Origin of the sequence: Streptomyces sp. HmicA12 (genome assembly GCF_000373565.1) — a bacterium.
Lineage (GTDB): Bacteria > Actinomycetota > Actinomycetes > Streptomycetales > Streptomycetaceae > Streptomyces.
In genome coordinates, this window is sequence record NZ_KB891820.1 from 567,102 (window position 1) to 586,003 (window position 18,902).

An 18,902-nucleotide genomic window follows, 5' to 3' on the forward strand; every position below is an offset into this window, starting at 1 on the left:
CGGGCCCCCTTCCACGTGTCCACGGGGTCTACGCTTCCTGCGCGTCCGCCGTCTCGACCTCTTCGCGCGTGATGCCCAGCAGGTAGAGGACGGTGTCCAGGAACGGAACGTTCACCGCGGTGTGCGCGGCCTCGCGGACCACCGGCTTGGCGTTGAAGGCGACACCGAGCCCGGCCGCGTTCAGCATGTCCAGGTCGTTGGCGCCGTCGCCGATCGCCACGGTCTGCGCGAGCGGTACCCCGGCCTCGGCGGCGAACCGGCGCAGCAGTCGCGCCTTGCCGGCCCGGTCCACGATCTCGCCGGTGACCTTTCCGGTCAGCCTGCCGTCGACGATCTCCAGGGTGTTGGCCTGCGCGAAGTCGAGCCCGAGACGCTCCCGCAGATCGTCCGTGACCTGCGTGAACCCACCGGAGACCACACCCACCTGGTAGCCCAGACGCTTGAGCGTACGGATGAGGGTGCGGGCGCCGGGCGTGAGCCGCACCTCGCTCCTGACCTTCTCGACGACCGACGCGTCGAGCCCCTCGAGCAGCGCCACGCGCGCGTGCAGCGACTGTTCGAAGTCCAGCTCGCCGCGCATCGCCGCCGCCGTCACCTCGGCGACCTTGTCCTCGCAGCCCGCGTGCGCCGCGAACAGCTCGATGACCTCGTCCTGGATGAGCGTCGAGTCGACGTCCATCACGACGAGCCGCTGCGCGCGCCGGTGCAGCCCCGCCGCGACGACCGCCACGTCCACACCCTGCCTCGCCGCCTCTATGGCCAGCGCGGTGCGCAGCTCCTCCGTCTCCGTGCCGGAGACCGCGAACTCGACGGCGGTGACGGGGTACTTGGCGAGCCGGAAGATACGGTCGATGTTGCCGCCGGTGCCGGTGATCGACGCGGTGATCGCGGCGGTCGTCTCGGCGGTGAGCGGGTTCCCGAGCACGGTGACCAGGGAACGGCCGAGGCCGCGCGGGCGGTTGTCACCGATGCCGGAGATGATCTCGGCCTGCATCTTCATGGACTCCGCCCAGCTGTGGACGGTGGCCCGCAGGTCCCCCTCCAGGCCGGCCGGCGGCTCGGTCACCAGGGCGCACAGGACGATGCGTCCTCGGGTGACGACCTGCTCGATGTCGACGACGTCCACGGAGTAGGCGGCGAGGGTGTCGAAGAGCCCGGCGGTGAGGCCGGGCCGGTCCTTGCCGAAGATCTTGACCAGGAGGGTCGGGACGTCGGCCGGCACGGTCGGGGTGTCGGTCGGGGCATCAGCGGGGTGCTGGGGCTGCGAAGCGCTCATGATGCCCTTACGTTATCGGGCCTCCGTTCAGGGGTGCGGGGGTGGTCCGAGTGCCGGACAACGCTGGTGCGGGGCGTGTTGCTGGTTCGGGGGTGTCTTGGCGTCGCGGGGTGTCCGTCCGGGGGTGGTCCGGGTGCTGGACGGTGCCGCTGTCGGGGCGTGTTGCTGGTTCGGGGGTGTCTTGGCGTCGCGGGGTGTCCGTCCGGGGGTGGTCCGGGTGCTGGACGGTGCCGCTGTCGGGGCGTGTTCCCGGTTCTGGGGTGTCTTGTCGTCGTGGCGGTGTCCGCCCGGGTGCGGGCCTGGTCCGAGTGCCGGACAACGCTGTTGGGGTCGTCTTCCCGTTTCAGGGCGCCTTGTCCCCGCGGCGGTGACCGTCCCGGTTCCGGCCCGGTGCCGGCGGGGGTGGGGGAGGGGGCGGCCAGCCGCCGTCCCGGGGGCGCGGCGGGTCCGGACGGATCGGGCTCGCCATGGTCTCCGCCGCGTCCTGGCTGCCCTGGTCGCCCCTGTTTCCCTGTCCGCTCCGGTCCCCCCTGTCGTCCCGGCTCCGCTCGTCGTACGGGTTGCGCAGGTACGGGTTCGTGTCCGGGTTGGCCGGGCGGTACGGGCGGCTCGGCTGGTACGGGCCCGCGGCCTCCGGCGTCCCTGCCGCCCCCGTCGCCCCAGTGGCCAGGGGCGACACACGGCTCCCCGCGGCCCCGGTCGCGCACGCGAGCAGCGCCCCGAGCGCCCCGGCCCCCGCTCCCCACGCCGCCCCGAGCAGCAGCGCCATGCCCAGCTGCCCGTGCAGTTCGATGCCGGCCCCGAACGCGTCGAAGCCGAGCACCGACAGGGAGGCCCCGGCGGAGACGTCCGTCAGCCAGACCAGGAGCGGCAGCGCGAGCGCGGTGACGACCCCGAGCCGCAGCGCGCAGCGTCCGGCGAAGCCCCAAGGGGCCCGGACCACGGGTGAACGTACGGCTGTCAGCACCCCGGCGAACAGCATCATCAGCGCCATCGCCACCCCCAACAGCCATACCCTGCTGTCGAGTTCGGCCAGCCGGCCCAGCGTCACGGGCTGGTCCGACGACACCCGCAGCAGGTCGTCGAGCGGATCGGGCAGCAGCTTCGCCAGCTCGCCGGTCGCCTCGCCGTCCCACGGCACGAACAGGCCGATGGGCACGCCGAGCCAGACCCCGTTGGGCGCCCCGAGCAGGGCCGCGCCCGCGATCCGTTCGGGGTGGTCGTCGTCGGTCATCGCGTACACGGCCGCCGCCAGGCCCGCGAGCACCGCCACCAGCAGCACCGTCACCAGCGCCGACGCGGCGGGCCGCACCACCCGGTGGACCGCCGAGAGGGCACGCGGCAACGGCGTGCGCCGCGACGCGAGCAACGCGATCAGCAGCACCCCGATCACGAACGCGGCGCCGCCCAGCAGCGTCGCCCCCGTCTGCACGGTGAAGCCGACCTTCGCCTCCGCGCCCACGAGCCCGCCCAGCCGGTCCGGGAGCGCGCCCCCGAGGTCGCCCGGCAGCTTGTCCGCGATGTCGTCCGGCAGGCCCCCGGCCCCCGGAATGTCGCTCAGCCCCAGCTGCGAACCGTCGATCGTGATGATGTCGTGGCCCGCCCAGGCGAGCCCGCCCAGCATCGCCACGAACAGCACCACCACCGCGCCCGCACGCGTGAGGAGTTCACCCGGCGAGATCTCCACTCCCGCCGACCGCAGGGAGCGCAGGAAGAACCAGCTCAGCAGGAGCGCGCCGACCAGACCCACGCCCAGCGGCGCGATGTCGATCGCGGTGTCCGCCTGCGCGCCCGAGAGCCCGAACGCCGAGACGTCGCCGGACGGCGTCACGCGCCCGCCGACCCCGATCGCCACCACGGCGGCCGTCATCGGGCCGAGCGAGGCGACCGAGTCCGCTTCCAGCAAGTGGAGGCCGAGCGCGGCGACCCCCGCCATCGCGATGAACGCCCAGCTCACCGCGGCGACGGCGGACAGCAGCACATCGGCCCACCTGATCGCGGACATGCCACCGCGCCGAGTCCCCTGTTGGCCGGTCTCCATCAGGACCCCCCGATCCGTACCGCATCACCCTTGATGTCCCGTATGTGCCAGATGTGTTGCGCACAGGGGGAGTTGAGGGCGTCATGGGCATCCACCACTCTCCGGGTGCCGCCTCCGCCGCGTCAACGGTGCAGCCGCCGGTGCCGGCCGGGGATCGGAGCGGAATTCACGGCGGGAGCTGTCGCGGGAGCCTTCACCACCCCTTCCACAAGGGCCAACTTTCGGTCACAGGGGCGTTCCTGAAATAGTTCCTCACGATGTTCGACATCCCTACACTCCCCATGACGGGGGAAATACTCGGGGGACAACTCAGTGGGGCATGGAGTGCCTGAACTCGTACTGGAACTGAATGGCAGGACCTGGACGCTCGATCCGTCCAGGCCGTACACCCTCGGGCGCGATCCGGGGGGTGACATCGTGCTCGACGACGCCAGGGTGTCCTGGCGTCACGCCACGATCAGCTGGGGCGGCCGCAGTTGGGCCATCGAGGACCACGGCTCGACCAACGGCACCTTCGTGCAGGGGCAGCGGATCCACCAGATGGAGATCGGCCCCGGCTCGTCGGTGCACCTGGGCAACTCCACGGACGGGCCACGCCTGAACGTGCAGGGCAGCGCCCAGGCCGCCGCCGTGTCCGCGCAGGCGGGGCAGACCGCGCAGGCCGGGCAGGCGTCGCCGCACCAGGCGCAGCAGCAGGCCGCGGGCCTCACGCAGCAGCCACCGCCGCAGCAGTACCAACAGCAGCCGGGCTGGTCGCAACAGGCTCCTCAGCAGCAGCCTCAGCACCAACAGCCCCAGCAACAACAGTGGCAGCAGCCGTCGGTGCAGAAGGTGCCGCAGCAGCAGGGCCCCGGCGGAGTCGCGGGGGCCCCGCCGGTGTACGGCGACCGCAGCCCCACCACGTTCCACCAGCTGGCCCTCGGCCGTGTCATGCGCATCGGCCGCGCCCTGGAGAACGAGCTGGTCGTCTCCGACCTCCAGGTCTCGCGCCACCACGCCGAGTTCCACGCGACGCCGGACGGCCGCTTCGAGATCCACGACCTCGGCTCGCACAACGGCACGTACGTCAACGGCCAGCCGATCCCCAAGAGCGGCCGCGCCCTGCTCGGCCCGAACGACATCGTCGGCGTCGGCCACTCCACGTACCGCCTGGTCGGCGACCGGCTCGAGGAGTTCGTCGACACCGGTGACGTCTCCTTCTCCGCACGCCACCTGACGGTCACCGTCGACGGCGGCAAGCAGATCCTCAAGGACGTCTCCTTCGGGGTCCCGGAGAAGTCGCTGATCGCCGTCATCGGCCCGTCGGGCTCCGGCAAGTCGACCCTGCTGAAGGCGCTCACCGGTTACCGGCCCGCCAACCAGGGCGACGTCCTCTACGACAACCGGAACCTGTACAAGCAGTTCGCCGAGCTGCGCCAGCGCATCGGTCTGGTCCCGCAGGACGACATCCTGCACAAGGAACTGACCGTCAAGAAGGCGCTCAAGTACGCCGCCAAGCTTCGCTTTCCCGCGGACACCAGCGAGCAGGAGCGCCAGCAGCGCATCGACGAGGTGCTGCGCGAGCTCAAGCTGGACATCCACAAGGAGAAGAAGGTCACCTCCCTCTCCGGTGGCCAGCGCAAGCGCGTCTCCGTGGCCCTGGAGCTGCTCACCAAGCCGTCGCTGATCTTCCTGGACGAGCCGACCTCCGGCCTCGACCCGGGCATGGACCGCGACGTCATGCAGCTGCTGCGCGGCCTGTCCGACGACGGCCGCACGGTCCTCGTCGTCACCCACTCGGTGGCCGAACTGGCGCTCTGCGACAAGCTGCTCGTGATGGCGCCGGGCGGCGCGGTCGCGTACTTCGGCCCGCCGGAGGAAGCACTCAACTTCTTCGGCTACGACACATGGGCCGACGTCTTCTCGGCGTTCGAGAACTACCGCGACTACGACTGGGCGGGCCGCTGGAAGGGCTCGCAGCACTACCAGATGTACGCCGCCGACATCGACGCCGTCGCCCCGCAGTCGATACAGATGGCACCACCCGCCGCGGTCAAGCCACCCAAGCCGCAGCCGTGGGGTGCCCAGCTGATCACGCTGATCCGCCGCTACGTGTCGGTGATCGCCTCCGACAAGGGCTTCATGGGCCTGATGGTGATCCTCCCGGCGGTCCTCGGCATCGTCTCCGTCGTCATCCCGGCCGAGTTCGGCCTCGGGCCGCCCAAGCCGCCGAGCAAGTTCAACGCCGACGCGGGCACCATCATGCTGATCGTCGCGGTCGGCATGTGCTTCTCGGCGGCGGCCAACTCGGTCCGTGAGCTGATCAAGGAACGGGTCATCTACGAACGGGAACGCGCGACCGGCCTGTCTCGTTCCGCGTACCTGATGTCGAAGGTCATCGTCCTCGGCGTCATCACGGCCATCCAGGGCGTCATCATCTGCGCCATCGCCTTCACGCCGCGCGAGCTGCCCGAGGAAGGCCTCCTGATGCCGCCGGCCGCCGAGCTGTGCATCTCGATCATCGCGCTCGGCTTCACGTCGATGATGTTCGGCCTGGTCATCTCCTCGCTGGTGAAGACCTCCGAGAAGACGATGCCGCTGCTGGTCATGTTCGCCATCGTCCAGGTCGTCTTCACCGGCGTCCTGTTCCAGATCTACGGCTCCATCGGCCTGGAGCAGTTCGCCTGGCTGATGCCGTCCCGCTGGGCGATCGGCGCCGCGGGCGCCACGCTCGACCTGTCGCACGTGATGCCGCCCTGGGACCCGAAGAAGCCCGACGACCTCGACCCGCTGTGGGAGCACTCGGTCGCCCAGTGGGGCATCGACCTCACGGTCCTGATCGTGCTCGGCATCATCTGTGGCTTCCTGGTGGCACGGCTGCTGCGCCGCCACGAGCCCGAGGTCATGCGCAAGTAGGCGGCTGTCCCGCGACGCACGGATACGGAGAAGGGCGGCACCCTCGTGGGGTGCCGCCCTTCTCCGCCGTGGGGGCTCAGCGCGTTCCGGACCCGGAGGTCCCGGCAACGGGTCTCAGTACGCGCTGTTCACGTTGTCGATCGAGCCGTACTTGTCGGCCGCGTAGTTCGCGGCGGCCGTGATGTTGGCGACCGGGTCGTAGATGTTCGTCGAGGTACCGGAGACGTGGTACGCGCTGAACGTCGGCTGGATGACCTGCAGCAGGCCGATCGACGGGGTGCCGTTCTGGGCGTTGACGTCGTAGCCGTTGACGGCGTTCGGGTTGCCCGTCGACTCCCGCATGATGTTGCGGTACAGGCCGTCGTACGAACCCGGGATGCCGTTCTTCGACATGATGTCGAGCGACTGGTGGATCCACCCGTCGAGGTTGTTCGCGTACGTCTTGGCGGCCGCCGGGGCAGCGGTGGCGGTGCGCGCGGCGGACCGGCTCGCGGCGGCCTTCGCCTCGCGCTCCTTCGCGGCCTTCGCCTCGGCCTCGGCCTTCGCCTTCTTCTCCGCGGCGGCCTTCTCGGCCGCGGCCTTGTCGGCGGCGGCCTTCTTCGCGGCGGCCTCGGCCTGCTTCGTGGCGGTGGCCTGCTGGTGGGCGACGCCGGCTCGCACGTCCTTGATCTGCTCGGCACCGGCGCTCGTGGTGAACGCGACCGGCGCGGCGGAGACCGTCTCGGCCTGCGCCTTGGCCTGCGTGCCGTGGCTCGGCGCCAGCGTGACCGCGAGAGCGGCCGCACCGAGCGCCGCGACACCGGCCACCGAGAACTTGTGGCTGCGGGCCAGCGGACTATGGCCGGAGGGGCGGTGCTTGGACATGGAGACGGGGACCTCTCGAAGAACGGACGCCGCCCGCGGTTCCGGAATGCGGACCCTGTGTTTGGGACACGAACGCCGCGGGTACAACCCCGCGGCGCTGAGCGACGGTGGCCATTCTTAGCGGCCGCAAAAATCCGTGGCAAAGGTGTGACGTACGAAGCCGGGTAGTGGACCGGGGTACGGGAAAAGGGGCCGGAGGGCGACTCTCGACCCCCAGCCCCCGCACAACCTCGGGACTTAAGTCCTTTACTCATCCACTAGCGGCCTTCGTACGTGACCTGGGCCCTATGCGCGGCGTCACACCCGGACCGCCCCCACCTCACGTGCAGTTGCCACTGCAACGCTCAGCGTGAGGCGCCTCCTCCGGAAGGATGAGGTGCACGTCCCCGAACTCGTGCCACAGGTAGAGCCCCCGCAACGCCGCCTCGTACGTACGGCTCACCGCCTCCCGTCCCGCGACCGCCTCCAGCATCAGCAGATGGGACGCCTCCGGCTCGTGCAGCCCCGTGAGCAGCCCGTCCACCACCCGCACCCCGGGCTCCGGCGTCACGACGAGATCGGTCCAGCCGCCCGCCGCCCGCACCGCGCCGTCATCGCCGACCGCGGACTCGACGGCCCGCACCGCGGTCGTCCCGACGGCGATGACCCGGCCGTCTCCCGCCTTGGCGGCGTTGATCAGCCGGGCCGACGCCTCCGGCACCGCGAACCGCTCGCCATAAGGCGGCTCGTGCGACTCGGCCGACGCCACCCCCGTGTGCAGCGTGATCGGAGCGAACTGCACCCCGCGGCTCACCAGCCGCGCCACGATCCGCTCCGTGAACGGCCGCGCCGCACTCGGCATCTCGGCGCTGCCCGCCCCGTCCGCGTAGGGCAGCGCGAACACGGTCTGGTAGGCGGACAGCGGCTGGTCCCGCCGCGTGTAGGAGTAGCGGATCGGCCGCCCGTGCGCGCGCAGCAGGGCCGGTACGTCCCCGCTCACCCGCGCCCACCACAGCCGCTCGCTCCCCGCCGCCACCGGCTCCTCCTGTACGAGCCGTACGCCGCCCGGGAGCGCCACGACCGCTCCCGCGGGACCGCCCGCGTGCCGACGCGTGGTGCCCCGCCCGTCCGGCTCCCGCAGCTCCACCGCCCAGCGCCCGTCGTCTCCCCGCGTCGAGAAATGCACGACCACGCGCGCGTGCCCGAGCCTTCCGTCCACGGCGGCCGCCAATGTAGGAGACGTATTGACGACGAGCAGGTCCCCGGCCCGCAGCACGTCCGGCAGCTCGGCGAACCGGCGATGCGCCACCTCCGTCCCCCGCGACACCAGCAGCCGCACCGACGATCTGTCCCGCCCGCGCCCCCGCTGCTCGGCCGGCACCTGCGCCAGCAGCTCCTCCGGGACCCGCAGCGCGAGCGTCATCGCACCTCCAACAAGGAGGGCGCCGCATACCGCCCACTGGCCGGACGCTCATCAAGGAGACGCAGAAAAGCGGGCACGACGTCCTCGGGGCGCGGCACCCCGCTCAGATCCTCGTCCGGCTCCGCCGCCGCCAGCATGTCCGTACGCATCCCGCCCGGATCCACCGCCCAGACGCGCAGCCCTGGCTCCTCCACCCCGAGGACCGCCGAGACCTGGTCCAGGGCCGCCTTCGTCGCCCCGTAGCCGCCCCAGGTGCGGTACGCCTCCGAGGCCGCGTCGGAACTCATGTTGAGCACCGTCCCGGCCGGCGCGTCCCGCAGCAGCGGCAGCGCCTCCTGGAGCAGCGCCAGCGGTGCCACCACATTGATCTCCAGCGCCCGCCGGAAGGCGTCGACCGGGAGCTCGTCCAGCGTCACCAGCGGCTCCGCCCCGAGCACGCCCGCATTGTTCACCAACAGGTCGAGCCCGCCCATCTCCCAGGCGGAGGCGACCAGTTCGACCCGATGAGCAGCGTCCGCCACATCCCCCGCCACGGCGCTCACGGCCCCGCCGTACGTACGCAACCGCTCCGCGACGTCCTCCAGGGGGCCCGCGTTCCGCGCGTCCAGTACGAGATCCCAGCCCCGCTCGGCCAGCGAGGTCGCCAGCGCCCGGCCGAACCCCCGAGAAGCCCCCGTGATGATCGCTACAGCCATGACAACCGTCCCCTAGCTCCGTCATCCAGCTCCGTCGTTCCTGCGTCCTGCCTTCAACGTAGGAATCGGGACGGGCCGGGCGCCTCGGACGCGGGTCGCGATGCCCGAGGGCCCTTCGCCCTACGCCCAGGGCCCTAGGCCGGTGCCGCCACAGGCCCGATACACACGGTCACACCCCACCGGTACGGTGAGGCCATGAGTCAAGGTCCACGGACCGGGTTGGCCGCGGTGAGCGCCGCGCTCCTGGCCATGAGCAGACACCTCGAGGTGCGCGACGTCCTCAAGACGATCGTCGCCTCGGCCCGCGAGCTGCTCGACGCCGAGTACGCGGCGCTCGGGGTGCCCGACGACCACGGCGGCTTCGCTCAGTTCGTCGTCGACGGCGTGAGCGACGCGCAGTGGAAGGCCATCGGCCCGCTGCCGCGCCAGCACGGCATCCTCGCGGCGATGCTGCTCGAGGCACGCACCGAGCGCCTGGCCGACGTCCGCAAGGACCCCCGCTTCGAGGGCTGGCCCGCCGCCCACCCCGACATGTCCGACTTCCTCGGCCTGCCCATCAAGGACGGGGACGAGACGATCGGCGCCCTCTTCCTGGCGAACAAGAGGTGCCCGAAGCCCGAGGGCGGCTGCGGCTTCACGCAGGACGACGAGGAACTCCTGGAGCTCCTCGCCCAGCACGCCGCGATCGCCCTCACGAACGCCCGCCTGTACGAGCGCAGCCGCGAGCTCACCATCGCCGAGGAGCGCTCCCGCCTCGCCCATGAACTGCACGACGCGGTCAGCCAGAAGCTCTTCTCCCTGCGCCTGACGGCCCAGGCGGCGGCCAGGCTCGTGGACCGCGACCCGGCCCGCGCCAAGGACGAACTGCGGCACGTCGTGGAGCTGGCGGCGGAGGCGACGGACGAACTGCGCGCCGCCGTCGTGGAGTTGCGCCCCGCCGCCCTCGACGAGGACGGCCTGGTGGCCACCCTCCGCACCCAGATCCAGGTCCTCGACCGGGCCCACGGCGCACACGTCACCTTCGCGACCGGCGGCATCCGCGCCCTGCCCGCCGCCCAGGAGGAGGCGATGCTGCGCGTCGCCCAGGAGGCGCTGCACAACGCCCTGCGCCACTCCGGGGCCGAGCGGGTCGAGGTCACGCTCGACAAGCGGGGCTCGGGTGCGGTGCTCCGCGTCACCGACCACGGCTCGGGCTTCGACCCCAAGGCGATACGCAGTGCCGGGCGCCATCTGGGCCTGGTCTCCATGCGGGACAGGGCGAGCGGGGCCGGTGGCACGCTCACAGTGGAGTCGGAGCCCGGCAAGGGCACCACGATCGAGATGGAGGTCCCCGGTGGCTGACGCAATCAAGGTTCTCCTTGTGGACGACCATCAGGTCGTCCGCCGGGGCCTGCGCACGTTCCTCGAGATCCAGGACGACATCGAGGTCGTCGGCGAGGCGGCCGACGGCGCCGAAGGAGTCGCCCGCGCCGAGGAGTTGAGGCCCGACGTCGTCCTCATGGACGTCAAGATGCCGGGCATGGACGGCGTGGAGGCACTCCGCAAACTCCGCGAACTGGCCAACCCCGCGAAGGTGTTGATCGTCACCAGCTTCACCGAGCAGCGGACGGTCGTCCCCGCCCTGCGCGCCGGAGCCGCCGGCTACGTGTACAAGGACGTGGACCCCGACGCCCTGGCCGGCGCCATCCGCTCGGTCCACGCGGGCCACATCCTGCTCCAGCCGGAGGTGGCGGGCGCCCTGCTCTCCCAGGAGGAGACCAACAGCGGGCAGGGGAGAGGCGGTTCCCTCACCGACCGGGAGCGCGAGGTGCTCGGCCTGATCGCCGACGGCCGCTCGAACCGGGAGATCGCGCGCGCCCTCGTCCTCTCCGAGAAGACGGTGAAGACCCACGTGTCGAACATCCTGATGAAGCTCGACCTGGCGGACCGCACCCAGGCCGCGCTCTGGGCCGTACGGCACGGCGCCGCGGGCTGACGATCAGCGCCGGCGCACTACTGCACGGAAATACGCGGCGGTTCCACTCCGGACCGAGATTCATACCGTCGTGTGGATGTCATTCGAATGGCGCATCCTGCCGGACCCCCCGGCGTTCTTCAGTGCATGCTGCGGCGGCTGGCCGCGGCGATCGCAAGGAGGATCCAGAAGTGAAGAACCTGAAGAAGGCTGCGGCTGTCACCCTCGTCGCCGGTGGCCTGGTCGCCGCCGGTGCCGGTCTCGCCTCCGCCACTGACGGCGCGCACGCCGACGGCAAGGCCGTGAAGTCGCCGGGCGTCGGCTCGGGCAACCTGATCCAGGCTCCGATCCACATCCCGGTCAACGCCGTGGGCAACACCGTGTCCGTGATCGGTGCGCTCAACCCCGCGTTCGGGAACGACGGGTTCAACGGCTGACGCAGGCGCAGGGTCCACAGGACCACCGGCCCCTCGGGTACTCCCCGGGGGGCCGGTCCGTTTTTCCTCCGACCCTCAACTCCCTTACCCCACAAGCCCATTGATCCGATCGAGGGCATTGTGTCCGCAGCCCGTGTCGTCCTCCCGGCCCACGCGTTCCTCAGCGTGCGGCCCCGTGGCTGGGGTCGATACGCAAATCTGGAGGAACACTTCTCATGAGCATCGCCAAGAAGGCCGCCCTGGCCGTCTCCATCGCCGGTATCGCCGCGGGCGCCTCCGCGGGTGCGGCGTTCGCCGACGCGGACGCCAACGGCGCGGCCACGCAGTCCCCGGGCGTCGGCTCCGGCAACCACGCCGAGGTTCCGGTGCACGTCCCGGTGAACGCCACGGGCAACTCGGTCAACGTGATCGGCGTCCTGAACCCGGCCTTCGGCAACCTGTCGTCGAACGTCTGAGGTTCCCTGCCCCGCAGGCACGGGAAGGCCCCCGAGGACCGCGTCCTCGGGGGCCTTCCCGTGTGCGCGTTCAGCCCCGCTCCCGCTCCTCCACGAAGGAGTTGTACGCGGCGACCTGAGCCCGCCGGGCCGTCCGCTCCACAGGCCGCAACGCCACGGACCGAGCCCCCATCTCGGAGGCGCTCATCGCCCCGCCGTGCCCGCTCTCGTACGCGACGGAGATCAGCAGCCCCACCCGCTGAGCCAGCTCCAGTACCCGCACGGCCCGCGGCGGATACCCCGGAGCGAGCACCTCCCGCCCGCGCTCGGCTCGCGCCCGATACGCGTCCATGGCGGCCTCGGCCACCGGCCCCGACCCGGCCACGTCCAACCGCGTGAGCACCTCGGTGGCCTCCCGGAGGGCCTCCGCGAGTTCCCGCTCGGCCTCACCGAGCGACGGCACGTCCGCCGGCGGGGTCTCCCGCACGGGCAGGCAGTGCCACACCACCTCGACGTGCACGTCGCCGTCCGGCCCGGCCTCGTACACCTCCGGTACGAGCCCCAGCGCGGCCCCGAAACACACCACGGCCTCCTCGGCCTCCAGGGCCCGCGCATTGAACTCCGGCGGTCCGCTGAGCCCCAGCGGATGCCCCGGCGCGGGCAGCGCGACCCGCAGCCCGGTGGCCCCGAGCGCCCGCAGCCGCCCCAGGGCGAGCGTCAGGCCGACGGGCCCGGCCTCCCCGGGGATCCCCGACACCCGGTGCACGGCGTCCTCACCCACAATGGCGAGCACCGCGTCATCAGGTGCGACAAAACCGCCCAACAGGGCATTTCCCCATGACGCCAGGCGTCCAGATCGTGGTTCCGACAGCATGCGCTCCACCTTAGAAGCCCTTCAGCACGCCAAAACCCCGGCCGATGGAATGGACCACCACATCGGTGGCGTAGGTTTGCATGGGGGCTGCGTCCAGCGACAAACGAGCCGAACCTCTACGGACGCACGCGTGACGGCCGAGACTGCAATGGGAGACAACGCGCTCATGAGCGATGTACTGGAGCTGGAGGACGTATCCGTGGTCCGCGAGGGCCGGGCTCTGGTGGACCAGGTCTCCTGGTCGGTGAAGGAGGGGGAGCGCTGGGTCATCCTCGGCCCCAACGGCGCCGGCAAGACCACCCTCCTGAACGTCGCCTCGAGCTACCTCTTCCCGACCAAGGGCACGGCCAGCATCCTCGGTGAGCCCCTCGGCAAGCCCGGCACGGACGTCTTCGAGCTGCGCCCGCGCATCGGCGTCGCCGGCATCGCGCTCGCCGAGAAGCTCCCCAAGCGCCAGACGGTCCTGCAGACCGTGCTCACGGCCGCGTACGGCATGACGGCCGGCTGGCAGGAGGAGTACGAGGACATCGACGAGCAGCGCGCCCGCGCGTTCCTCGACCGCCTCGGCATGAGCGAGTACCTGGACCGCAAGTTCGGCACGCTCTCCGAGGGCGAGCGCAAGCGCACCCTGATCGCCCGCGCCCTGATGACCGACCCCGAGCTGCTGCTCCTCGACGAGCCCGCCGCCGGCCTCGACCTCGGCGGCCGCGAGGACCTGGTCCGACGCCTCGGCCGTCTCGCCCGCGACCCGATCGCCCCCTCGATGATCATGGTCACGCACCACGTCGAGGAGATCGCCCCCGGCTTCACGCACGTCCTGATGATCCGCCAGGGCAAGGTCCTCGCCGCGGGACCGCTGGAGCTGGAACTCACCTCCCGCAACCTCTCCAAGTGCTTCGGCCTCCCGCTGGTCGTCGAGCAGCGGAACGACCGCTGGACCGCCACGGGCCTGCCCCTCGGCTGACACGGTCGCTCAGCCGTGCGGGCCGGTCGTCCCCTGTCCGCACGGCCGTCCGCGGATCTACCATGACCATGTGGCAGACATCGACGCATGGGTGTGGTGGCTGATCGGAGCGGCCGCACTCGGTATCCCACTCGTCATCACGGCCATGCCGGAACTCGGCATGCTGTCCGTGGGCGCCGTGGCCGGGGCCGTGACAGCGGGCCTCGGCGGTGGCGCCGTCCTCCAAGTGCTGGTCTTCGCCGCTGTCTCGTGCGCACTCATCGCGGTGGTACGTCCCATCGCCAGGCGCCAACGCGCGGAACCGCCCCAACTGGCCACCGGCGTGGACGCCTTGAAGGGCAAGCAGGCCGTCGTCCTCGAGCGCGTCGACGGCAGCGGCGGCCGGATCAAACTCGGCGGCGAGATCTGGTCGGCCCGCGCCCTCGACGGCGACGCCGCGTACGAACCGGGCCGCCAGGTCGACGTCGTCGAGATCGAAGGGGCCACGGCGATCGTCATGTGAAGCGCGCAGCGAACCGTCATGTGGTGGGAACTGGCCACGTCACAGGGGCAGTTCTGACACACTCGACGAGCAAGATCCCATGATCTTCCGACGGGACGCCGCCGGACGACGACGGCACGAAGGGCAACAGGAGACGCGATGTCAGCGATCATCATCGTCCTGATCATTCTGGTGGTGTTGGTCTTCATCGCCCTGATCAAGACCATCCAAGTCATCCCGCAGGCCAGCGCGGCCATCGTGGAGCGCTTCGGCCGCTACACCCGCACGCTGAACGCGGGCCTGAACATCGTCGTCCCCTTCATCGACTCCATCCGCAACCGCATCGACCTCCGCGAGCAGGTCGTGCCGTTCCCGCCCCAGCCGGTGATCACCCAGGACAACCTGGTCGTCAACATCGACACGGTCATCTACTACCAGGTGACCGACGCCCGCGCCGCGACCTACGAGGTCGCCAGCTACATCCAGGCCATCGAACAGCTCACGGTCACCACGCTCCGCAACATCATCGGTGGCATGGACCTGGAGCGGACCCTGACCTCCCGCGAGGAGATCAACGCGGCCCTGCGCGGCGTCCTCGACGAGGCGACGGGCAAGTGGGGCATCCGCGTCAACCGCGTGGAACTCAAGGCGATCGAGCCGCCCACCTCCATCCAGGACTCGATGGAGAAGCAGATGCGCGCCGACCGTGACAAGCGCGCCGCGATCCTCACCGCCGAAGGTATCCGCCAGTCCCAGATCCTCACCGCGGAGGGCGAGAAGCAGTCCGCGATCCTGCGCGCCGAAGGTGAGGCGAAGGCGGCGGCCCTGCGCGCCGAGGGTGAGGCCCAGGCCATCCGTACGGTCTTCGAGTCCATCCACGCCGGAGACGCGGACCAGAAGCTCCTCGCCTACCAGTACCTCCAGATGCTGCCGAAGATCGCCGAGGGCGACGCCAACAAGCTCTGGATCGTGCCCAGCGAGATCGGCGACGCCCTCAAGGGACTGAGCGGCGCCATGGGCAACTTCGGCCCGATGGCAGGCGGCCCGACACCGTCGATGTCCAAGGAACGCAGGGAACAGCCTCCGATCGACTGACCGGGGCGCGGGGGAACCGCGCGCTCAGCCACACACGACCCGCAGACGAAGAACGGGTCCATCGCCCCCCGAGGCCGATGGACCCGCTGCTGCACGTAGTACGCCTACGCCGCGGCGCCCTGACTCAACCAGTCCGGCAGAGCCTCGACCCCACCCGCTCCGAGCGACAGCAACATCGCATCGGCGGGAGTCGGCTCGAAAGGCTCGCGCAGCAACGGCATTCCGGCCTGCTCGGGCGTCCGGTCCGCCTTCCGGTGATTGTCCTCGGCGCAGGACGCCACCGTGTTCAGCCACGAGTCCGCGCCACCCCGCGACCGCGGCACCACGTGGTCCACGGTCGTCGCCCGCTTTCCGCAGTACGCGCACCGGAACTGGTCCCTTACGAGCACGCCCCGCCTCGACCACGGCGCGCGTCTTCGGAACGGCACCCTGACGTACCGGCACAGCCTGATCACCCGGGGCACCGGGATATCGATGGCGGCACCGCGCATCCGCAGCTCGGGGTGGGCCTGCTCGACGACGGCCTTGCTCTGGAGCACCAGCACGACGGCTCGGTTCAGCGTCACCGTCGAGAGCGGCTCGAAGCTTGCGTTCAGCACCAGCGTGTCCCGCATCCTGCCCACCTCCCGTACGCAGCGGATCACCCCTCGGCGTCCGTGCGTCAACTCTGGCCGTGGACGCCGAGATGGACAACGCAATAAAAAATGCCCGCCTCTGATCAATTCCAAGACCAGAGGCGGGCAAACGTTCCAGGAACGCTAACTCTCCGCGGGCGCCGCGTACTCGGCGACGACCTGGGCCCGCGCGAGTGTGTGGAACCGCAGGTTGAACCCGACGGCCGCGGGCGAAGTGTCCGCATCCGGACCGAGCTTCTCCTCGTCCACGGCGTACACCGTGAACACGTACCGGTGCGCGGGATCCCCGGCCGGCGGCGCGGCACCACCGAACTCCTTCGACCCGTAGTCGTTGCGCACCTGCACGGCACCCTCGGGAAGCCCTTCGAACTTGCCGCTGCCCGCACCCGCGGGCAGCTCGGTCACCGAGACCGGGATGTCGAAGACGGACCAGTGCCAGAACCCGCTGCCGGTCGGCGCGTCCGGATCGAAGCACGACACGGCAAAGCTCTTGGTCCCGGCGGGAAATCCTTCCCACCGCAGATGCGGCGACGTGTTCCCGGCCGCGTAGACCTGAGCATCGTCGAGCACCCCACCCGCTTCGAAGTCCTCGCTCACGACAGTGAACGACGGCACCTGCGGATGAAAGTCGTGAGGCAGCGGAGCCCGCCTGGGCTGCTCGGTCACAACGACACCTCCTGGTTGGACGAGTTCTACGGAGTACAGAGTCGGGGGCAGACAGGAAACTCCCTGCCCGCCCCCGAAAACCCTGGAACCTACAACCCTAGAACCAGTTCCGCTTGCTCCCGACCTCCGACAGCCACTGGTGGACGTACGCCGACCAGTCGGTGCCCTGGAAGTCGTGGTGCCCGACGACGAACGACCGGAAGGTGTCGCTGCCCTCGCTGAACAGCCCCGGCTTCTTGTCCATCTCCAGGACGACGTCCATCTCCCGGTCGTCGGCGACGAAGCTCAGCTCGACCTGGTTCAGCCCGCGGTACTGCTGCGGCGGGAAGAACTCGATCTCCTGGTAGAACGGCAGCTTCTGCCGCGTGCCACGGATGTGCCCGCGCTCCATGTCCGCGCTCTTGAAGCGGAACCCGAGCCCGATGAACGCGTCGAGGAGCGCCTGCTGCGACGGCAGCGGGTGCACGTTGATCGGGTCCAGGTCGCCGGAGTCGAGGGCGCGCGCGATCTCGAGCTCGGTGGTCACCCCGATGTTCATGCCGCGCAGCTGCTGCCCGTCGATGGTGGTGACCGGCGTCTCCCACGGGATCTCGAGCCCGAACGGCACCGCGTGCACGGCGCCCGCCGCCAGCTCGAAGGCACCGCCGAGCCGCACCTTGGTGAACTCGATGTTCTGCTTGGTCTCCTGGTCCGCGCCCTCGACCTCGACCCGTGCCTGCAGACCGACGGAGAGCCCCTCGATCGCCTGGTCCACGGACCCGCCCTGGATCCGCACCTCGCCCTGCACGACACCGCCGGGCACGACATTGGCCTCGGTGAGCACGGTCTCCACGGACGCCCCACCCGCACCAAGGCTCGCCAACAGCCGCTTGAACCCCATGTCTCGATCTCCTCCGTACGCGAACGCGCTCACTCGACGACTACTGCTGGTACTGCTGACTACAAACGCGGTACGCCCGCGCCCGGTTCCGCGCCTGCCCACCCGCCCGCTCCATTACCCTCGGACGGCATGATCGCGGCCCCTGACCGTACGCCCCTCACCCGGGAGTTCTTCGACCGCCCTGTTCTGGACGTCGCCCCCGATCTCCTCGGACGCGTCCTGGTACGCAGTACCCCCGACGGTCCGATCGAACTCCGCCTCACAGAGGTCGAGGCGTACGACGGAGAGAACGACCCCGGCTCACACGCCTACCGAGGCCGGACCGCCCGCAACAGCGTGATGTTCGCTCAGCCCGGCCACGTGTACGTCTACTTCACGTACGGCATGTGGCACTGCATGAATCTGGTGTGCGGAGAAGAGGGAAGGGCGAGCGCGGTCCTCCTCCGCGCCGGTGAGATCACTGAAGGAGCCGAACTCGCCCGCGCACGTCGGCTCTCGGCCCGCAACGACAAGGAACTGGCCAAAGGCCCTGCGCGCCTGGCCACAGCCCTGGACGTGGACCGGGCCCTGAACGGCACCGACGCCTGCGCCCCCACCGGCACACCTCTTACGGTCCTGCACGGCACCCCGACCCCCACGGAGCAGGTACTGAACGGACCCCGCACCGGAGTCTCGGGCGCCGGCGGCGTCCACCCCTGGCGCTTCTGGATCGCCAACGACCCGACGGTGAGCCCTTATCGCCCTCACACCCCCCGCCGCCGAGCTTGACGCGTCCTAGCGGGATCCGTAATGTAGCCCGAGCCGCTTGAACCGGGTACTGCGTTCAGCCAGCAGCCGGAAGCGACCAAACCACTAGTTACGACTTCCCTCGGCGGGGTCTTTTCGGCGTGCCTGCATGTCGAAATTCGAACCCCTGAAACTCAATTATGAGTCCCCGGGAAAATCCGCTAACGTAGTGAACACGCCGAAAGGCAAAGGCCCTCCAACGGCCACTGGAAACAAAATCCGAACCGGAAACGGAGCGGAAAAGGATCTGGTAAGGTTGGAAACACGAAATACCGAAGGGAAGCGCCCGGAGGAAAGCCCGAGAGGGTGAGTACAAAGGAAGCGTCCGTTCCTTGAGAACTCAACAGCGTGCCAAAAATCAACGCCAGATATGTTGATACCCCGTCTCCAGCATCAGCTGGGACGAGGTTCCTTTGAAAAAGTCCTGCCGGTCTTCGACTGGCAGGCGCACAGCGAGGACGCTGTGAACCGGGAGATTATTCCTCTCCTGGTTCCGCTCTCGTGGTGTCACCCCGATTACGGG

General features: G+C 70.2%; 18 protein-coding genes. 9 read left to right on the top strand and 9 right to left on the bottom strand.

All coding sequences use genetic code 11. The features are described from left to right. Positions 1 to 28: 28 nt before the first annotated feature. A complete protein-coding gene (gene serB, locus B072_RS0128940) occupies positions 29 to 1,276 on the bottom strand; it encodes a phosphoserine phosphatase SerB (protein ID WP_018533458.1) in 1,248 nt (415 codons plus the stop codon). Positions 1,277 to 1,619: 343 nt separating this feature from the next. Continuing rightward, entirely contained in the window at positions 1,620 to 3,281 is a 1,662-nt protein-coding gene (locus B072_RS0128945; RefSeq protein ID WP_018533459.1) for a streptophobe family protein, read from the bottom strand. A 360-nt stretch (positions 3,282 to 3,641) separates the two neighbouring features. Between B072_RS0128945 and B072_RS0128950 the strand changes: the two genes are divergently transcribed. Continuing rightward, the gene (locus tag B072_RS0128950) at positions 3,642 to 6,212 is read left to right on the top strand and encodes an FHA domain-containing protein (protein WP_018533460.1); all 2,571 of its coding nucleotides are present in this window, start codon (positions 3,642 to 3,644) and stop codon (positions 6,210 to 6,212) included. 114 nt (positions 6,213 to 6,326) lie between these two features. Here B072_RS0128950 and B072_RS0128955 read toward each other — a convergent pair whose 3' ends face one another. The 3 genes from B072_RS0128955 to B072_RS0128965 form a co-directional block, all read right to left on the bottom strand. Beyond that, on the bottom strand, positions 6,327 to 7,076 hold the full coding sequence (locus B072_RS0128955; protein ID WP_018533461.1) for a transglycosylase SLT domain-containing protein: 750 nt from the start codon (positions 7,074 to 7,076) through the stop codon (positions 6,327 to 6,329). A gap of 319 nt (positions 7,077 to 7,395) precedes the next feature. Then, positions 7,396 to 8,478 (bottom strand): S-adenosylmethionine:tRNA ribosyltransferase-isomerase, encoded by a 1,083-nt coding sequence (locus B072_RS0128960; RefSeq protein WP_018533462.1) that lies wholly within the window; start codon positions 8,476 to 8,478, stop codon positions 7,396 to 7,398. After that, a complete protein-coding gene (locus tag B072_RS0128965; RefSeq protein ID WP_018533463.1) occupies positions 8,475 to 9,173 on the bottom strand; it encodes an SDR family NAD(P)-dependent oxidoreductase in 699 nt (232 codons plus the stop codon). The genes B072_RS0128960 and B072_RS0128965 overlap by 4 nt, the downstream gene beginning before the upstream one ends. Before the next feature lie 195 nt (positions 9,174 to 9,368). On the opposite strand from B072_RS0128965, the gene B072_RS0128970 reads away from it, so the two are divergent. From B072_RS0128970 to B072_RS0128985, 4 genes are all read left to right on the top strand, one after another. Then, positions 9,369 to 10,514 (top strand): GAF domain-containing sensor histidine kinase, encoded by a 1,146-nt coding sequence (locus tag B072_RS0128970; protein WP_026246409.1) that lies wholly within the window; start codon positions 9,369 to 9,371, stop codon positions 10,512 to 10,514. Further along, a complete protein-coding gene (locus B072_RS0128975; protein WP_026246410.1) occupies positions 10,507 to 11,148 on the top strand; it encodes a response regulator in 642 nt (213 codons plus the stop codon). The genes B072_RS0128970 and B072_RS0128975 overlap by 8 nt, the downstream gene beginning before the upstream one ends. 170 nt (positions 11,149 to 11,318) lie before the next feature. Continuing rightward, complete coding sequence (locus tag B072_RS0128980) at positions 11,319 to 11,564, top strand: chaplin (RefSeq protein ID WP_018533466.1); 246 nt, start codon at positions 11,319 to 11,321, stop codon at positions 11,562 to 11,564. Between the two features lie 215 nt (positions 11,565 to 11,779). After that, complete coding sequence (locus B072_RS0128985) at positions 11,780 to 12,019, top strand: chaplin (protein WP_018533467.1); 240 nt, start codon at positions 11,780 to 11,782, stop codon at positions 12,017 to 12,019. A gap of 70 nt (positions 12,020 to 12,089) precedes the next feature. On the opposite strand, the gene B072_RS0128990 is transcribed toward B072_RS0128985, so the two are convergent. After that, positions 12,090 to 12,872, bottom strand: coding sequence for a hypothetical protein (locus tag B072_RS0128990; RefSeq protein WP_063746472.1), 783 nt, complete (start codon positions 12,870 to 12,872; stop codon positions 12,090 to 12,092). A 166-nt stretch (positions 12,873 to 13,038) separates the two neighbouring features. Between B072_RS0128990 and B072_RS0128995 the strand changes: the two genes are divergently transcribed. The 3 genes from B072_RS0128995 to B072_RS0129005 all read left to right on the top strand — a co-directional run bounded on the left by B072_RS0128995 (position 13,039) and on the right by B072_RS0129005 (position 15,412). Then, positions 13,039 to 13,836, top strand: coding sequence for an ABC transporter ATP-binding protein (locus B072_RS0128995; protein ID WP_026246411.1), 798 nt, complete (start codon positions 13,039 to 13,041; stop codon positions 13,834 to 13,836). A gap of 70 nt (positions 13,837 to 13,906) precedes the next feature. Next, entirely contained in the window at positions 13,907 to 14,338 is a 432-nt protein-coding gene (locus B072_RS0129000; RefSeq protein WP_018533470.1) for an NfeD family protein, read from the top strand. A 138-nt stretch (positions 14,339 to 14,476) separates the two neighbouring features. Then, positions 14,477 to 15,412 (top strand): SPFH domain-containing protein, encoded by a 936-nt coding sequence (locus B072_RS0129005; protein ID WP_018533471.1) that lies wholly within the window; start codon positions 14,477 to 14,479, stop codon positions 15,410 to 15,412. 104 nt (positions 15,413 to 15,516) lie between these two features. Here B072_RS0129005 and B072_RS0129010 read toward each other — a convergent pair whose 3' ends face one another. The 3 genes from B072_RS0129010 to B072_RS0129020 form a co-directional block, all read right to left on the bottom strand. Then, complete coding sequence (locus B072_RS0129010) at positions 15,517 to 16,026, bottom strand: HNH endonuclease (RefSeq protein ID WP_026246412.1); 510 nt, start codon at positions 16,024 to 16,026, stop codon at positions 15,517 to 15,519. A 144-nt stretch (positions 16,027 to 16,170) separates the two neighbouring features. After that, positions 16,171 to 16,713, bottom strand: a complete 543-nt coding sequence (locus B072_RS0129015; protein ID WP_018533473.1) for a YbhB/YbcL family Raf kinase inhibitor-like protein — start codon at positions 16,711 to 16,713, stop codon at positions 16,171 to 16,173. Between the two features lie 97 nt (positions 16,714 to 16,810). After that, complete coding sequence (locus B072_RS0129020; RefSeq protein WP_018533474.1) at positions 16,811 to 17,593, bottom strand: sporulation protein; 783 nt, start codon at positions 17,591 to 17,593, stop codon at positions 16,811 to 16,813. A gap of 129 nt (positions 17,594 to 17,722) precedes the next feature. On the opposite strand from B072_RS0129020, the gene B072_RS0129025 reads away from it, so the two are divergent. Further along, positions 17,723 to 18,361 carry a DNA-3-methyladenine glycosylase gene (locus tag B072_RS0129025; RefSeq protein WP_018533475.1) on the top strand — a complete coding sequence of 213 codons (639 nt, stop codon included), beginning with the start codon at positions 17,723 to 17,725 and terminating at the stop codon, positions 18,359 to 18,361. Positions 18,362 to 18,902: the final 541 nt, after the last annotated feature.

What these genes read in the sequence shown, in the direction of transcription:
- serB (WP_018533458.1), bottom strand. Translation starts at nt 1,276, where the DNA reads ATGAGCGCTTCGCAGCCCCAGCACCCCGCTGATGCCCCGACCGACACC.
- B072_RS0128945 (WP_018533459.1), bottom strand. Translation starts at nt 3,281, where the DNA reads ATGTCCGCGATCAGGTGGGCCGATGTGCTGCTGTCCGCCGTCGCCGCG.
- B072_RS0128955 (WP_018533461.1), bottom strand. Translation starts at nt 7,076, where the DNA reads ATGTCCAAGCACCGCCCCTCCGGCCATAGTCCGCTGGCCCGCAGCCAC.
- B072_RS0128960 (WP_018533462.1), bottom strand. Translation starts at nt 8,478, where the DNA reads ATGACGCTCGCGCTGCGGGTCCCGGAGGAGCTGCTGGCGCAGGTGCCG.
- B072_RS0128965 (WP_018533463.1), bottom strand. Translation starts at nt 9,173, where the DNA reads ATGGCTGTAGCGATCATCACGGGGGCTTCTCGGGGGTTCGGCCGGGCG.
- B072_RS0128970 (WP_026246409.1), top strand. Translation starts at nt 9,369, where the DNA reads ATGAGTCAAGGTCCACGGACCGGGTTGGCCGCGGTGAGCGCCGCGCTC.
- B072_RS0128985 (WP_018533467.1), top strand. Translation starts at nt 11,780, where the DNA reads ATGAGCATCGCCAAGAAGGCCGCCCTGGCCGTCTCCATCGCCGGTATC.
- B072_RS0128990 (WP_063746472.1), bottom strand. Translation starts at nt 12,872, where the DNA reads ATGCTGTCGGAACCACGATCTGGACGCCTGGCGTCATGGGGAAATGCC.
- B072_RS0128995 (WP_026246411.1), top strand. Translation starts at nt 13,039, where the DNA reads ATGAGCGATGTACTGGAGCTGGAGGACGTATCCGTGGTCCGCGAGGGC.
- B072_RS0129005 (WP_018533471.1), top strand. Translation starts at nt 14,477, where the DNA reads ATGTCAGCGATCATCATCGTCCTGATCATTCTGGTGGTGTTGGTCTTC.
- B072_RS0129010 (WP_026246412.1), bottom strand. Translation starts at nt 16,026, where the DNA reads ATGCGGGACACGCTGGTGCTGAACGCAAGCTTCGAGCCGCTCTCGACG.
- B072_RS0129020 (WP_018533474.1), bottom strand. Translation starts at nt 17,593, where the DNA reads ATGGGGTTCAAGCGGCTGTTGGCGAGCCTTGGTGCGGGTGGGGCGTCC.
- B072_RS0129025 (WP_018533475.1), top strand. Translation starts at nt 17,723, where the DNA reads ATGATCGCGGCCCCTGACCGTACGCCCCTCACCCGGGAGTTCTTCGAC.